The 13,781-nt window shown below is 72.7% G+C and carries 11 protein-coding genes; 3 read left to right on the forward strand and 8 right to left on the reverse strand.

Going from position 1 to position 13,781, the window contains the following annotated elements:
* Positions 1-5: 5 nt before the first annotated feature.
* Positions 6-974, reverse strand: coding sequence for an ABC transporter substrate-binding protein (locus ACWEJ6_RS01225; RefSeq protein WP_452420467.1), 969 nt, complete (start codon positions 972-974; stop codon positions 6-8).
* A 97-nt stretch (positions 975-1,071) separates the two neighbouring features.
* On the opposite strand from ACWEJ6_RS01225, the gene ACWEJ6_RS01230 reads away from it, so the two are divergent.
* Genes ACWEJ6_RS01230 through ACWEJ6_RS01240 form a run of 3 tightly spaced genes read left to right on the forward strand, consistent with a single transcriptional unit; the run spans position 1,072 to position 3,931 of the window.
* Positions 1,072-2,100, forward strand: coding sequence for a FecCD family ABC transporter permease (locus tag ACWEJ6_RS01230; RefSeq protein WP_358288477.1), 1,029 nt, complete (start codon positions 1,072-1,074; stop codon positions 2,098-2,100).
* Positions 2,097-3,140, forward strand: a complete 1,044-nt coding sequence (locus tag ACWEJ6_RS01235) for a FecCD family ABC transporter permease (protein WP_387670982.1) — start codon at positions 2,097-2,099, stop codon at positions 3,138-3,140. Before ACWEJ6_RS01230 ends, ACWEJ6_RS01235 begins: the two co-directional genes overlap by 4 nt.
* On the forward strand, positions 3,137-3,931 hold the full coding sequence (locus tag ACWEJ6_RS01240; RefSeq protein ID WP_358288482.1) for an ABC transporter ATP-binding protein: 795 nt from the start codon (positions 3,137-3,139) through the stop codon (positions 3,929-3,931). The genes ACWEJ6_RS01235 and ACWEJ6_RS01240 overlap by 4 nt, the downstream gene beginning before the upstream one ends.
* Here the strand turns inward: ACWEJ6_RS01240 and ACWEJ6_RS01245 are convergent.
* The 7 genes from ACWEJ6_RS01245 to ACWEJ6_RS01275 form a co-directional block, all read right to left on the reverse strand.
* Complete coding sequence (locus ACWEJ6_RS01245; protein ID WP_452420470.1) at positions 3,861-5,111, reverse strand: MFS transporter; 1,251 nt, start codon at positions 5,109-5,111, stop codon at positions 3,861-3,863. The two genes, ACWEJ6_RS01240 and ACWEJ6_RS01245, sit on opposite strands and share 71 nt — an antisense overlap.
* A 4-nt stretch (positions 5,112-5,115) precedes the next feature.
* On the reverse strand, positions 5,116-6,792 hold the full coding sequence (locus ACWEJ6_RS01250) for a tetratricopeptide repeat protein (protein WP_452420472.1): 1,677 nt from the start codon (positions 6,790-6,792) through the stop codon (positions 5,116-5,118).
* A 253-nt stretch (positions 6,793-7,045) separates the two neighbouring features.
* On the reverse strand, positions 7,046-8,221 hold the full coding sequence (gene ftsY / locus ACWEJ6_RS01255; RefSeq protein ID WP_358288490.1) for a signal recognition particle-docking protein FtsY: 1,176 nt from the start codon (positions 8,219-8,221) through the stop codon (positions 7,046-7,048).
* 67 nt (positions 8,222-8,288) lie between these two features.
* Positions 8,289-11,990 carry a chromosome segregation protein SMC gene (gene smc, locus ACWEJ6_RS01260; RefSeq protein WP_452420474.1) on the reverse strand — a complete coding sequence of 1,234 codons (3,702 nt, stop codon included), beginning with the start codon at positions 11,988-11,990 and terminating at the stop codon, positions 8,289-8,291.
* Positions 11,991-12,151: 161 nt separating this feature from the next.
* The gene (locus ACWEJ6_RS01265) at positions 12,152-12,346 is read right to left on the reverse strand and encodes a hypothetical protein (RefSeq protein WP_026214481.1); all 195 of its coding nucleotides are present in this window, start codon (positions 12,344-12,346) and stop codon (positions 12,152-12,154) included.
* A 190-nt stretch (positions 12,347-12,536) separates the two neighbouring features.
* Positions 12,537-12,845, reverse strand: coding sequence for an acylphosphatase (locus ACWEJ6_RS01270; protein ID WP_352324815.1), 309 nt, complete (start codon positions 12,843-12,845; stop codon positions 12,537-12,539).
* Positions 12,842-13,744 (reverse strand): LysR family transcriptional regulator, encoded by a 903-nt coding sequence (locus ACWEJ6_RS01275; RefSeq protein ID WP_364330347.1) that lies wholly within the window; start codon positions 13,742-13,744, stop codon positions 12,842-12,844. Before ACWEJ6_RS01275 ends, ACWEJ6_RS01270 begins: the two co-directional genes overlap by 4 nt.
* Between the last annotated feature and the right edge of the window lie 37 nt (positions 13,745-13,781).

Below are 13,781 nucleotides of genomic sequence, written 5' to 3' on the forward strand. Positions count from 1 at the left end.
GGAGCCTAGGCGGCCTTGGCGGGGTCGACCGAGAAGGTCTTGGCCAGGTCGTCCAGGATGGCGTGGGCGCCCTGGACGCCCACGGCGCTCATCCAGGTCAGGTCGCTGACCTCGTGCTTGTCCCCCTTGAGCCGGCCCCACAGCGGGTTGCCGACGAACTTCTCCTTGGGGCCGTCGCTGGCCGGGTCCGGGTAGGTGGCGACGAAGATGTGGTCGGCGTCGAGGTCGGCGATGCGCTCCTGGCTGACGTCCACGGCGATGGCGTCGTCCTTGGTCGGCTGGCCCTCGGGGCGGGGGAAGCCGACGTCCTTCAGCACCACCCCGGAGTACGACTTCTCGACATAGAGCCGGACGGTGGGCTCACCGGCGAAGCGCACGATCGAGACGGTCGGCAGCTTCCCGCCCGCCTTCTCCTTGATCGCGGCCCCGATCGTGGCCGCGCGCTGCTCGAACGCCTTGATCCGGGAGTCGGCCAGGTCCTCCTTGCCCAGGGCGCGGCCCATGAGGCGCAGGTTCTCCTTCCAGATGGCGCCGGTCGTCTCGCTGAAGACCGTCGGCGCGATCTTCGACAGCTTGTCGTACAGGGCCTCGTGCCGGACCTTGGCCGAGACGATCAGGTCGGGCTTGAGCGCGGCGATCTTCTCCAGGCTGGGCTGCTCCAGGGTGCCGACCGGGGTCGCCTCCTTGCCGTACCGGGCGACGAGCGGGCCGAGGTAGTCGGGCAGCTTGGTGTCGATCGACCGGTAGGTGGTGTAGCCGATCACGGGGGTCTCCAGCGTGAGCACCGCGTCCACGAAGCTCTGGTCGAGCGCGACGACCCGCTTGGGCTGCCCGGAGATCTTGGTCGAGCCCATCGCGTGCTCGATCGTCCTGGCCGCCGGGTCGGCCGACGGCTTGGCCGCCGGCTCCGTCGAGCCGCACGCGGCCACCCCCGCCACCAGCAGCACACCGGCCAGCACCCGCCACGCTCTCATCGGAACCCTTTCTTGAAGTAAGGCGAACCTAAATTAGGTTAGCCCTGCCTAACCTGGCATACTTCACCACGATCGGGCAAACAAGGGGAGGAAACTGGTGACCGCGCTCGCGCCCCGCCTCCACGGCATCCGGCGCCGGCGGCTCGTCCTCCTGCTCCTCCTCCTCGCCGCCGTCGCGGCCGGGGTGGTGCTGAGCATCACGGTCGGCTCGAAGTCCGTGCCGCCGGGCGACGCCTGGCAGGCTCTCACCGCGCCCACGGGCAGCGAGAACGACATCATCATCCGCTCGCTGCGCGTGCCGCGTACCGTGCTGGGGGTGCTGGCCGGGATCGCGCTCGGCGTCGCGGGCGCCCTCATGCAGGGCCACACGCGCAACCCGCTGGCCGACCCCGGCCTGCTGGGCGTCACGCAGGGCGCGGCGTTCGCCATGGTGGCCTCGATCATCCTGCTCGGCGCCTCCAGCCTGCTCGCCTACATCTGGTTCGGCCTGGCGGGCGCGCTGGTGGCGAGCGTGGCGGTGTTCGCGCTCGGCATGACGGGCGGCAGGGGCGGCCCCACCCCGGTCACGCTGGCCCTGGCCGGCACCGCGGTCAGCGCCCTGCTGTACGCCATGACCTCGGCCATCGTGCTCCTCGACGAGCAGGCCATGGACGTCTTCCGCTTCTGGCAGTCCGGCTCCATCGCCGCCAGGGGCCCGGACGTGGTCTGGCAGGTGCTCCCGTTCATCCTCGCCGGCCTGCTGCTCGCCCTGGTCAACGCCCCGGGCCTGAACGCCCTGTCGCTCGGCGAGGACGTCGCCCGCTCGCTCGGCCAGAACATCGCCCTGACCAGGACGGTCGGCGTCGCCGCCGTCACCCTGCTGTCAGGCGCGGCGGTGGCGGCCTGCGGCTCGCTGGCGTTCGTGGGCCTGATCGTGCCGCACCTGGCCCGGTCGCTGTCGGGCACCGACCACCGGTGGCTGCTGCCGTACTCGGGGCTGGTCGGGGCGGCGTTGCTGCTGGTCGCCGACGTGATCGGCCGCGTGGTCGCCCCTCCGGGCGAGCTGGAGGTCGGCGTGGTCCTCGCGCTGATCGGCGCGCCCTTCTTCGTCGCCCTGGTCCGCCGCAGAAAGCCGGTACGGCTATGACCGCGCTCCCCCTGCGCCTCGGCGCCCTGTCCTGGCGGCTGCGCCCGCGCGCCGTCGCCGTCGGCGTGACCGGCCTGGCGCTCCTGGTCGTGCTCATGGCGCTGAACATGCGCATCGGCGACCTCCCGATGAGCCTGGCGGAGGTGCTCCAGGGCACCTTCGACGTCAACAGCCCGGCCCACTTCGTCATCATGGAGCTGCGCCTGCCGCGCGCCCTGACCGGCGCCCTGGTCGGCGCCGCGCTCGCGCTGTCCGGCGCGATCATCCAGTCCATCGCCCGCAACCCGCTGGCCAGCCCCGAGATCCTCGGCGTCACGACCGGCGCCTCGGTCACCGTCGTGGCCGGCGTGGTGGCCAGCGGCAGCGTCTACGGCGGCACCAGCGGCCTGCTGGCCGACCTGGGCATCCCCGCGCTCGCCCTGCTCGGCGGCCTGCTCGGCGCGTCCGTCGTCTACGGTCTGGCCTGGCGGCGCGGCCTGGACGGCTACCGCCTGGTCCTGGTCGGCATCGGCGTGGCCGCCGTGTTCACGAACGTGAAGTTCTGGCTGCTGACCGTCGGCGACGTCAACGACACCGGCCGGGCCATGGTCTGGATCAGCGGCTCGCTCAACGGCCGCGGCTGGGAGCACGTCGTGCCCGTGGCGCTCGCGCTGGCGGTGCTCGTCCCGGCCACCCTGCTCGGCACCCGCTCGCTCGACGCGCTGCGCTTCGGCGACGACGTGGTCACCGCCCTCGGCGTGCGCGTGAACGCCGCCCGCGCCCTGCTGATCCTGGCCGCCGTGCTGCTGGCGGCGGTGGCCACCGCCTCGGCCGGGCCGATCGCGTTCGTGGCCCTGGCCGCGCCGCAGATCGCGCTCCGGCTGACCCGCTCGGCCCGGCCGCCGCTGCTGTGCTCGGCGGTCACCGGGGCCGCGCTCACCGCGGGCGCCGACCTGATCGCCCGGACCGTCTTCTCCCCGATCGAGCTGCCCGTCGGCATCGTCACGGCCGTGCTGGGCGCACCGTACCTGATCCACCTGATCTGGAGGGCACGCAAATGAGGCTGCAGGCCGCGGGCGTCAAGCTCGGCTACGGCGACCGGACCATCGTGGACGGCCTCGACCTGGGCGTCGAGGCGGGCACGGTGACCACCATCATCGGCCCGAACGGCTGCGGCAAGTCCACCCTGCTGCGCGCGCTCGGCCGCCTGCTCAAGCCCCAGGGCGGCCAGGTGCTGCTGGACGGCAAGCGCATCGACGCCATCCCCACCCGCGAGGTGGCCAAGATCCTCGGCGTGCTGCCGCAGGCGCCCTCGGCCCCCGAAGGGCTCACCGTGGCCGACCTGGTGGCCCGGGGACGGCATCCGCACCAGACGTGGTACCGGCAGTGGTCCTCCGACGACGAGTCGGCCGTCGCCGCGGCGCTGACCATGACCGGCCTGGCCGACCTCGCCGAACGCCCGCTCGACGAGCTGTCGGGCGGCCAGCGGCAGCGGGCGTGGATCTCCATGGCCCTGGCCCAGGGCACCGACCTGCTGCTGCTCGACGAGCCCACCACGTTCCTCGACCTGGCCCACCAGGTGGAGGTGCTGGAGCTCGTCCGGCACCTGCACGAGCAGGCCGGCCGCACGGTCGTCATGGTCCTGCACGACCTCAACCTGGCCGCGCGCTACGCCGACCGGCTGGTGGCCATGCGCGCCGGCAAGGTCGTGGCCGCCGGCGCCCCGCACGAGGTGCTGACCGAGGAGCTGCTGCGCGAGGTGTTCGAGCTGGACGCGAAGGTCATCGAGGATCCGGTCGCGGGGACCCCTCTCGTGGTGCCGATCGGGCCGCTCGCAGCCGCGCGAGGCTGACCCGGCGCATCGGCGACAGCGCCACGCCCGCCGCGATCGCCAGCCAGCTCACCCCGGCGAAGGCCATCAACGCGTACGCGTTCCGCACCGCCGACTCGAACACCCCCGTGACCAGCGAGGCGATCGGGATGGAGAAGAACGCGATCATCCTGGCCGTGCCGAGCACCCGTCCGAGCAGATGGTCGGGGACGAGCAGCTGGCGGACGGTCATGCTCGCCACGATCGAGGTCCCGGCGGCCGCGAACTGCCCCATCCAGGCCAGCCCGATCAGCACCGGCCCCCTGGCCGGGATCATGGCCAGCATCGACAGGCCCCCGGCCACGATGGCCCAGCAGATCAGCGGGCCCGGCCGGCACCTGGACACCAGCCTGCCGCCCAGCACCGCCCCGAGCACCGCGCCCGCCCCCTGGAAGGCGTAGACGACGCCGATCTCCCCGGGCGTGAACCCGTGGTACGAGCTGAGGTAGTACACCAGCCCCGCCAGCAGCAGCCAGACGCCGAAGTTGCAGGCCGCGGCGGACAGGGCGGTGGTGAGCACCACCCGGTCGCCGCCGGTCAGGAAGCGCAGGCCCTCGCGCATGTCGGCGACCACCGACCGCCCCCGCACCGCCGCAGCGGCCGCGGGCGCGGTCCTGATCAGCGAGATCAGCAGCGCCGACAGCAGGAACGTGCCCGCGTCGGCGTAGACGGCCACCTGGTAGCCGAAGTTCACCACCAGCGCGCCGCCGATCACCGGCCCGGCCATGTTGACCGCGTGCTCGCCGATGTGCAGCCGGGCGTTGGCCTGCGGCAGCCGCGCCACCTCCACCAGCGAGGGCACGATCGACCGGAACGCCGGCTGGTAGAGCGGGTCCACGCAGGTCAGCAGGAACGCCACCACGTAGATCGGCCACAACCGGGACACACCGGCCGTGACCAGGACGGCGAGCACGACGGTGACGGCCCCCGACGCCAGGTCGCCCAGCACCAGCACCCGCCGCCGGTCGAACCGGTCGGCGATCACCCCGCCGAACATCCCCAGCAGCAGGTACGGCAGGTACTCGGTCACGTAGACCAGCCCCGTGCCGAGCGCCGACCCGGTCAGGTCGTAGACGAGCAGCGGCAGGGCCAGCCGGTAGATCCAGGTGCCGAGCGAGGAGGCGAGGAAGGCTCCCAGGAGGAGCCAGTACCGGCCGCCCATCTCCTCACCCCTCGGCCAGCGCCCGCCCGACGTCCGGATCGCCGGGGGCCAGCTCGGCGGCTCTGAGCAGGTCCTGTCTGGCCTCCCTCGCCCGTCCCAGCTCCCGGTGGACCATCGCCCGGTTGAACAGCAGCTCGGCCGTCTCCGTCAGCTTCAGCGCGCGGGTCAGGTCGGACAGCGCGCCGTCGGGGTCGCCGCGTTCGAAGGCGAGCACGGCCCGGCTCCCCCACGCGGCGGCCAGGTCGGGATCGAGCTCCAGCGCGGCGTCGAAGGCCGCGTACGCCTCCGGGTGGCGGCCCTGGGCCGTCTCCACCTGGCCGAGCACGCAGAGCAGGTGGGCGTCGCGCGGCCGGAGCGCGAGGCCGCGCTCCACGTCCCGCCTGGCCTGCTCGTACTCGCCGTGGAGGGCGAGCAGGCCGCACCTGTTCACGTACGCGGGGGCGAAGTCGGGGTCGAGCTCCAGCGTGCGGTCGAGGTCGGCGCGGGCGCCGTCCAGGTCGCCGGCCGCGAACCGCAGCTCCGAGCGGTTGTAGTACGCCTCGGGGAAGGGCGGGCTGAGCCGCATGACGGTCTCGTAGTCGGCCAGGGCCTCCTCCGGTCTGCCCAGCTTGTTCAGCAGGTTGCCCCGGTCGAGGTAGTAGTCCGGATAGCCGGGATCGGCGTCGATCGCCGCCGTGTAGTCGGCCAGCGCCTCCTCGTGCCGGCCGGCCCCGGCCAGCAGCTGCGCCCTGTTGGCGCGCAGCACGAGCCGGTGGACCGGGTGCTCGTCCGCCAGGTGCTCGTCGGCCAGGGCGATGGCCTGCTCGACCAGCCGCAGCGCGGCGTCCGGGCGGCCGGCGCGCAGCTCCACCAGGGCCTTGCCGTTGAGGTCGAAGCCGAGGTGGAAGGCGCGTTCGCGGGGGTCGGGCAGCAACGACGTGATCGTGACGGCCTCGTTGATCCACGCCATCGCCTCGCCGGGGTCGCGGCGGGCGGGGTCGTGGTGGCGTACCAGGATCATCGCGGTGGCGTAGGCGATGGTGGCCCGGTGCTTGGGGTCGGTGCTGAGGCGCCTGGCCCGGTCGTAGAGCTCGCGGGCCTCCTCCTCGCGCTCCACCGCCTCCAGGGCCGCGGCGACGCGCTGCACGAGGGTCCGCCACCCTTCGGGGTCGTCCTCGTACGCCATGCCGCGCAGCGCCTCCGTGCCCGACTCCACCATCGCGTGATGGAAGCCCTCGTCGCGGTAGCGGTCGAAGTCGGCGCACAGCGGGCCCTCGCCGGGCGACGACGGGCCCTCCTCGACGCGCAGCAGCCCCGGGTCGAGCCGGCGGCGCAGCACCTCGACCAGCTCGTGGTCGGTGTGGTCGGCCTCGCCCAGGTTCGACACGACGAGCGTGAGCGGCCCGGTGACGGCCAGCAGCTCGCGGACGAACTCGGCCAGCCCGTTGGCGATCCTGAGGCTGCGCCGCGCCCCCGGGATGAGGATGCGCTGCCCCCTCGGCAGGTCGTCGGCCAGCGAGCGCCTGCGCACCGGCACGAGCGGCCGCAGGCGGGGCGCCGCGACCCGGAGCTCCACGTCGTAGGCGGCGACCAGGTCGGGCCGCCGGTCGAGCGCCTCGGGGACCAGAAGGTCGAGCAGCGCGGCGGCCAGCGTGTACGGCCCGGCTGCCCGGCGGTCGGCGTCCAGGGCGATCGTCCTCACGACCGCCCCTTTCCCAGCGGTCGGCGTTCCCGCGTGGAAACGCCGACCCAGAGACAGGTCAAATGCCGTGTCGCGGTGAGGCGAGCGTGGAGGGCCTGACAGTCCCGGGACGATGGACGACGATCTTCTTCATGGGCATCCCTTACGTGATCGCGGATAACCCGAACATGTCAGCACAAAGCTAACTAGCGACTCAAGACTTTTCTGGTAAGGGCCATTTCGGCATGAATTAGGACATGACCGATAAACGGCGTCAGTCGCCCAGGATCGCGTCCACGAAGACATCCGGGTCGAAAGGCGCCAGATCGTCGGGCCCCTCGCCGAGCCCCACGAGCTTGACCGGCACGCCCAGCTCGCGCTGCACGGAGATCACGATGCCGCCCTTGGCGGTGCCGTCGAGCTTGGTGAGCGCGATGCCGGTGATGTTGACCACCTCGGCGAACACCTGGGCCTGGCGCATGCCGTTCTGGCCGGTGGTGGCGTCGAGGACGAGCAGCACCTCGTCGACCGTGGCCTTCTTCTCGATGACCCGCTTGACCTTGCCCAGCTCGTCCATCAGGCCGGTCTTGGTGTGCAGGCGGCCCGCGGTGTCGACGATGACGACGTCGACCTTGTCCTCGATGCCCTTGGCCGTGGCGTCGAAGGCCACCGAGGCCGGGTCGCCGCCCTCCGGCCCGCGCACGGTCTCGGCGCCGACCCGCTCACCCCACGTCTGGAGCTGGTCGGCCGCCGCCGCGCGGAAGGTGTCGGCCGCGCCGAGCACGACCGTCTTGCCGTCGCCGATGAGCGAGCGGGCGAGCTTGCCGGTGGTGGTGGTCTTGCCCGTGCCGTTGACGCCCACGACCAGCACCACGGCGGGCCGCTCGCCGTGCTTCTGCACGTGCAGGCTACGGTCGAGGTCGGGATTGACCTGGGCGAGAAGCTGCTCGCGCAGCAGGCCCCTGACCTCGGCGGGCGTGCGGCTGCCCAGCACCTTGACCTTGGTGCGCAGCTCCTCGACCATCGCGCGGGTCGGGGCGACGCCCACGTCGGCGGTGATCAGGCTCTCCTCGATCTCGTCCCAGACGTCGTCGTCGAGCCGGTCGCGGGACAGCAGCTCCAGCAGGCCGCGGCCGAGCGCGCTCTGCGAACGCGCCAGACGCGAGCGCAGCCGCACCATCCGCCCAGCGGACGGCGGCGGCACCTCGACCTCGGGGGCGATGACCATCGGCTCGGCCGGCTGGACCGGCGGCGGCACCGTGGTGACCGCGCCGTCGGCCTCCTCGACCGGGCCGGCGGGCCGCTTCTCCTCCTCGGGAAGCGGCGGCGCCTCCGGCGGCGGCACGGGCGGCGCCGCCTTGCCACCCGGCCTGAACAGCAGGAAGAGGCCGCCGGCCGCCAGCAGGGCGACGACGGCCACGATCACTATGACGCCGAGGTAACCATCCACAAGATGTCAGTTTTCCAGATCGACCGGCATGGTCATGCCCAAGGCACACGGATGATGACAGGCCGGATCAGGCGGATTCGCGCTCCCGCAGGCGCTGGCTGACCACCTGCGTCACGCCGTCGCCGCGCATCGACACGCCGTAGAGGGCGTCGGCGATCTCCATCGTGCGCTTGTTGTGGGTGATGACGATGAGCTGGGAACTCTGCCGCAACTCCTCGAACAGGGTCAGCAGCCGCTGGGTGTTGGTGTCGTCGAGGGCGGCCTCGACCTCGTCCATCACGTAGAAGGGCGAGGGCCGCGCCTTGAAGATGGAGATCAGGAACGCCACCGCGGTCAGCGAGCGCTCGCCGCCCGACAGCAGGGACAGCCGCTTGACCTTCTTGCCCGGCGGCCTGGCCTCGACCTCGATGCCCGTGGTGAGCATGTCGGTGGGGTCGGTGAGCACGAGCCGCCCGTCGCCGCCGGGGAAGACCCGGGTGAAGATCTGCTCGAACTCGCGGGCGACGTCCTCGTAGGCCGAGGCGAACATCAGCTCGACGCGGTCGTCGACCTCCTTGACCACGGTCAGCAGGTCGCGCCGGGTCTTCTTGAGGTCTTCCAGCTGCGAGGTCAGGAAGGCGTGGCGCTCCTCCAGCGCGGCGAACTCCTCCAGCGCCAGCGGGTTGACCTTGCCGAGCTGGGTCATCTGCCGCTCGGCGGCCCTGGCCCGCTTCTCCTGCTCCTCCCGGACGTACGGGACCGGCGGGTCGCCCGGCACGGGCGCGTCGGGGCCGTACTCGGAGACCAGCGCCTCGACCTCGACGCCGAACTCCTCCATCGCCCGCTCCTGGAGCTGCTCCAGCCGCAGGCGCTGCTCGGTGCGGGCCACCTCGCTCCCGTGGACCCGGTTGACCAGCTTGTCGAGCTCCTGGCCCAGCTCGCGCACGCGCACGCGGACCTGCTTCAGCTCGGCGTCGACGGCGACGCGGGCGAGGTCGGCGTCGTCGCGCTCGCGGGAGGCGAGCTGGATCGACGAGGCGAGCGCCCCGAGCACCTGCCTGGCGCCCTTGCTGACCGCCTCGGCCAGCACGGCCTGCCGCCTGCGCCTGGCCCGCTGAGCGGCGGCCTGGGCGCGTTCCTGGCGCTCGCGCTGGGCGGCCCGCAGCAGGCCGTCGGCACGGCCCTCGATGCCCTTGACGCGCTCCTCGGCGGTGCGCACCTGCAGCCGGGTGTCCATCTCGCGCTGCCGGGCCGTCTCGCACGTGGCGGCCAGGTCGTCGCGCAGGTCGGTGGTGGGCTCGGTCTCCAGCTCCTGGGCGTACTCGGCCTCGGCCAGCCGGATCTCCAGCTCGGCCAGCTCCTCCAGCCCCTCGGTGCGGGAGTCCTGGGCCGCGGTGACGCTGCGGGCCAGGCGTTCGGCCTCGGCGTGCGCGGCGTGCGCGGCGGCCTCCAGCTGGGCCAGCCGCCTGGCCGCCGCCGCGTTGCGCTGGTCGGCCTCCCGCTGGCGGGCCCTGACCTGGTCGAGCACGCCCTGCGCGGCGCTCACCCCGGCCTGGGCCGCGGTCACCGCGCTCTGGGCCTCGTTGACGTGCGCCTGGGCCGCCTCGACGGCCGTCTGGGCCGCCTGCTCGGCCTCGATCGCCTGGTCGAGCGCCTCGGCCGTCGCCTCCGCCGTGGCCTCGGCCACCCGCAGGTCGTGCACGGCCTCGTCGAGCGCCGCCCGCACCTGCAGGACGGAGGTGCCGCCGGCCGACCCGCCACCGGCCAGATGGGCCCCGAGCACGTCGCCGCCCTCGGTCACCACCCGCAGCTCGGGACGCCGCCCCACCAGCTCGCGGGCCGCTTCGAGGTCGGCGACCACGACGACCTTCGCCAGGACGTGGTCGAGCGCCGGCCGCAGCTCGTCGGGCACGGTGACCAGATCGGCGGCCCACCGCCCGCCGTCCGGCGGGGCGGGCCGGGATCGCGCAACCTGGGAGTGGTGCGCGGTGTCCGAAACTCCGGTCTCGGCCACCAGCAGCGTGACCTGCCCCGCGTCGGTGCTGCGCAGCAGGCCGAGCGCCTCGACGGCGGTGTCGAGCGTCTTGACCGCGACGGACTCGGCGACCGGGCCGAGCACGGCGGCGACGGCCAGCTCAGCGCCCGGCGTGACCTGCATCGAGGCGGCCAGCGGGCCCAGCACCCCGGCCAGGTCGGCGTCGAGCAGCGCGGCGCCGCCGTCGCCCTTGGCCAGGCCCAGCTCCAGGGCGTCGCGGCGGGCCCGCAGCGCGGCCACCGAGCGCTGGGCCTCCTGGTCGGCGGCGCGGGCCGTGGTGACCCCCGCCTTGGCGGCCTGGACGGCGGCCCGCGGCGCGCCGAGCCCGGCCTTGGCCTCGTCGGCGGCCACGCGGGCCGCGTCGGCGGCGGCCCTGGCCTCCTCGACCGCGGCCTGCGCGGTGGCCAGCTCCTCGGCCAGCGCCGGATCGGCCGCCGGCTCCTCGGCCCGCTCGTTCTCCAGGTCGGCCAGGGCCTGCCGTTCGCGCTCGGCGGCGTCGGCCACGGCCTTCTCCAGCCGGCCGATCTCCTCCTCGGCCGCGCGCGCCCTGCTGCGCACGGAGTCGACCTGGCCGCGCAGCCTGGCCAGGCCCTCGCGGCGGTCGGCGGCGGCACGGGCGGCCATCGCCAGGCGCCGCTCCTCCGCGCCCAGCTCTGCCTCGGCCGCGGCCCGCCGCTCGACGGCCTCCGCCAGCAGCTCCTGGGCGTGTTCGAGCTCGGTCCGCAGGATCTGCTCCTGCTCGCGCGCCTCGCCCGCCTCGCGTTCGAGGTCTTCGGGGTCGCGGCCGCGGCGTTCGATGGCGGCGGCGTCGAGGGCGTGGCGGTGGCGTTCGGCGGCGAGCTGTTCCAGGCCGGTGATGCGCTCGCGCAGGGAGGAGAGCCTGAAGAAGGTCTCCTGGGCGGCGCTCAGCCGGGGCTGGGTCTCGGCCTCGGCGGCCTCCAGGGCGGCCTCGCGCTGCTGGCCCTCGGCCAGCTCGGCCTCGACCTGGTTGCGCCGGGCGGTGACGGCGGCCTCGTCGGCGGCCTCGCGTTCGAGCGTGGCGCGCAGGATGCACAGGTCGTCGGCGAGCAGCCGCAGCCGGGCGTCGCGCAGGTCGGCCTGGATGACGGCGGCCTTGCGGGCGATCTCCGCCTGGCGGCCGAGCGGCTTGAGCTGGCGGCGCAGCTCGGTGGCGAGGTCCTGCACCCGGGTGAGGTTGGCCTGCATGGAGTCGAGCTTGCGCAGCGCCTTTTCCTTGCGCTTGCGGTGCTTGAGCACGCCCGCGGCCTCTTCGATGAAGGCCCGGCGGTCTTCGGGCCCGGCGTGCAGAACGGCGTCGAGCTGGCCCTGGCCGACGATGACGTGCATCTCGCGGCCGATGCCCGAGTCGGACAGCAGCTCCTGGATGTCGAGCAGGCGGCAGGTGTCGCCGTTGATGGCGTATTCGCTCTGCCCCGACCGGAACATCAGCCGGCTGATCGTGACCTCGGTGTAGTCGATCGGCAGCGCGCCGTCGGAGTTGTCGATGGTCAGCGTCACCTCGGCCCGGCCGAGTGGCGGCCTGGAGGAGGTGCCGGCGAAGATGACGTCCTCCATCTTGCCGCCGCGCAGCGACTTGGCGCTGTGCTCGCCCATGACCCAGGCCAGGGCGTCGACGACGTTGGACTTGCCCGAGCCGTTGGGGCCGACGACGCACGTGATGCCGGGTTCGAGGCGAAGGGCGGTCGCGGAGGCGAAGGACTTGAAGCCGCGCAGGGTGAGGCTCTTCAGGTACAAACGCCGACCCTCCTCCCCGGCCTCGGCTGAACGGGCTTCGGAAAAGCCTACTGGTCTCGGCCGCCGCTCGTGGGCATGTCGATGACCAGCGCTTTTTCACCAGGGAAAATAACAAGGGACGCCTCTTCGAGACGTCCCTGGGTCTTGCGCTCCGATCACTCTCAGGTGAGTGCCGGCTCGCGCTCCTGCAAGCGACTGAGCGCTTCGTCGCGGGTTTGCGCCGCAAGAGCGTCATTCGTGGCCTGAAGTCGGATGAGTTCTGCCTCCAGATCCCGGATACGCTGCTGCAAGCGGCGCATCTCCGAGACCATCCGAGGGTCAGGACCGCCGACGTGGCCGAGTAGAGCCTTCGCCATGGTAAAGGGTCCTCCACGCTGAGTGACCAGACTGGTTCGCGCACTTCTATTCCGCGGGAGGGGTGCGCGTGGTACTTAACAAGAGTCGCACCGGCAGTGTGGGCGGTCAAGTCGATCCAACCGCAACGCCCTACTGATAGGCACTCCCGACATACAACTATACCCTATTTGGGCCGTTTAGCAAAAGCGACTACCGCTCTACAAAACCGCCCAAACTACCTCGGGGTTCGCTCCATCGTTCCACTACTCCATCGACCCTTCCCGGCGTGTCGCAACCTTTGAGCAGCTCCAACAGCTTGACGCACGCCTCCCGCGGGCCCTCGGCGACGACCTCGACCCGGCCGTCGTCGGTGTTCCGCGCCCAGCCGGTCAGGCCGAGCTCCAACGCCCTCGCGCGCGTCCACCACCGGAAGCCCACCCCCTGGACCCTCCCCCGCACCCAGGCGGTTACTCGGACGTTTTCCGAACCTTTGTCGCCATTACTCTTCGTATCCGTCATGCCGCCACCGTCTCATGCCGCCGTACGACTTCCATGGCCAACTCGTTGAAGGCGAGGATCGAGGCCGTACGTCCGGCGCGCAGCCAGGCCAGGCCCAGGATCGACGGAGGCAGGCCGTCGACCGGCACGAACGCGATGTCGGGACGGCGATGGTGGTCGGCGCTCGGCTTGCAGAAGAGCATGCCGCCGCGGTTCAGCGCGACCTGCGTCAGGCCCTCCTGGGTGGTGGCCACCGAACCGGCCCGCGCGATCGGCCGCCCGGACGGGGTGAGGGTCGGGGCGATGTGCTCCTGCCAGCGGCGCGGCGCGGGGTCGTCGAGGCCGAACAGGGCGACCGAGGCCAGCTCCTCGGCGTCGACGCCGGCGCGGCCGGCCAGCGGATGGCGTACCGACAGCCCCAGCTCGACCGGGCAGTGGTTCAGCTCCGCGCCGCCCTCCAGGTCGGGCTCCTCCAGCGGCAGCAGCGTGAACGTCAGATCCACCCGCCCCTCGCGCAGCTTGCTGAACGGGTCGGAGAGCGGCACCTCGACCAGCTCCACCATGCAACCGGGATACCGCCGCTCGAACGCCGCCACGCTGCCGGTGACGATCTCGGTAGGCGTGGCCAGGAACCCCACCCGCAGCAGGCCCGCCACCTCCCGCGCCGAGGCCGTCGCCCGCGACACGGCCGCCGCCATGCCGTCGTAGGCGGGCCGCAGGTCGGCCAGGAAGCGCCGGCCGAGCGGCGTCAGGCCCACCCGCCTGCTGGTGCGGTCGAACAGGCGGCCGCCGATCCGGGTCTCCAGCGACCCGATGAGCTGGCTCACCCGGCCGGGCGACAGATACAGGCGCTCGGCCGTACGCGCGAAGTGCAGTTCCTCGCTCAGCACGACGAAGCACTCCAGTTCCCTGAACTCCATGCCACTCCCCGGACGCGATCGCTTAGCCTGCCTAAAG

The sequence above is a fragment of the Nonomuraea sp. NPDC004702 genome, assembly GCF_053601695.1.

Coding starts and splice junctions, on each gene's coding strand:
- ACWEJ6_RS01240 (WP_358288482.1), top strand. CDS start 3,137: ATGAGGCTGCAGGCCGCGGGCGTCAAGCTCGGCTACGGCGACCGGACC.
- ACWEJ6_RS01245 (WP_452420470.1), bottom strand. CDS start 5,111: ATGGGCGGCCGGTACTGGCTCCTCCTGGGAGCCTTCCTCGCCTCCTCG.
- ACWEJ6_RS01275 (WP_364330347.1), bottom strand. CDS start 13,744: ATGGAGTTCAGGGAACTGGAGTGCTTCGTCGTGCTGAGCGAGGAACTG.
- ACWEJ6_RS01270 (WP_352324815.1), bottom strand. CDS start 12,845: ATGACGGATACGAAGAGTAATGGCGACAAAGGTTCGGAAAACGTCCGA.
- ACWEJ6_RS01235 (WP_387670982.1), top strand. CDS start 2,097: ATGACCGCGCTCCCCCTGCGCCTCGGCGCCCTGTCCTGGCGGCTGCGC.
- ACWEJ6_RS01265 (WP_026214481.1), bottom strand. CDS start 12,346: ATGGCGAAGGCTCTACTCGGCCACGTCGGCGGTCCTGACCCTCGGATG.
- ACWEJ6_RS01225 (WP_452420467.1), bottom strand. CDS start 974: ATGAGAGCGTGGCGGGTGCTGGCCGGTGTGCTGCTGGTGGCGGGGGTG.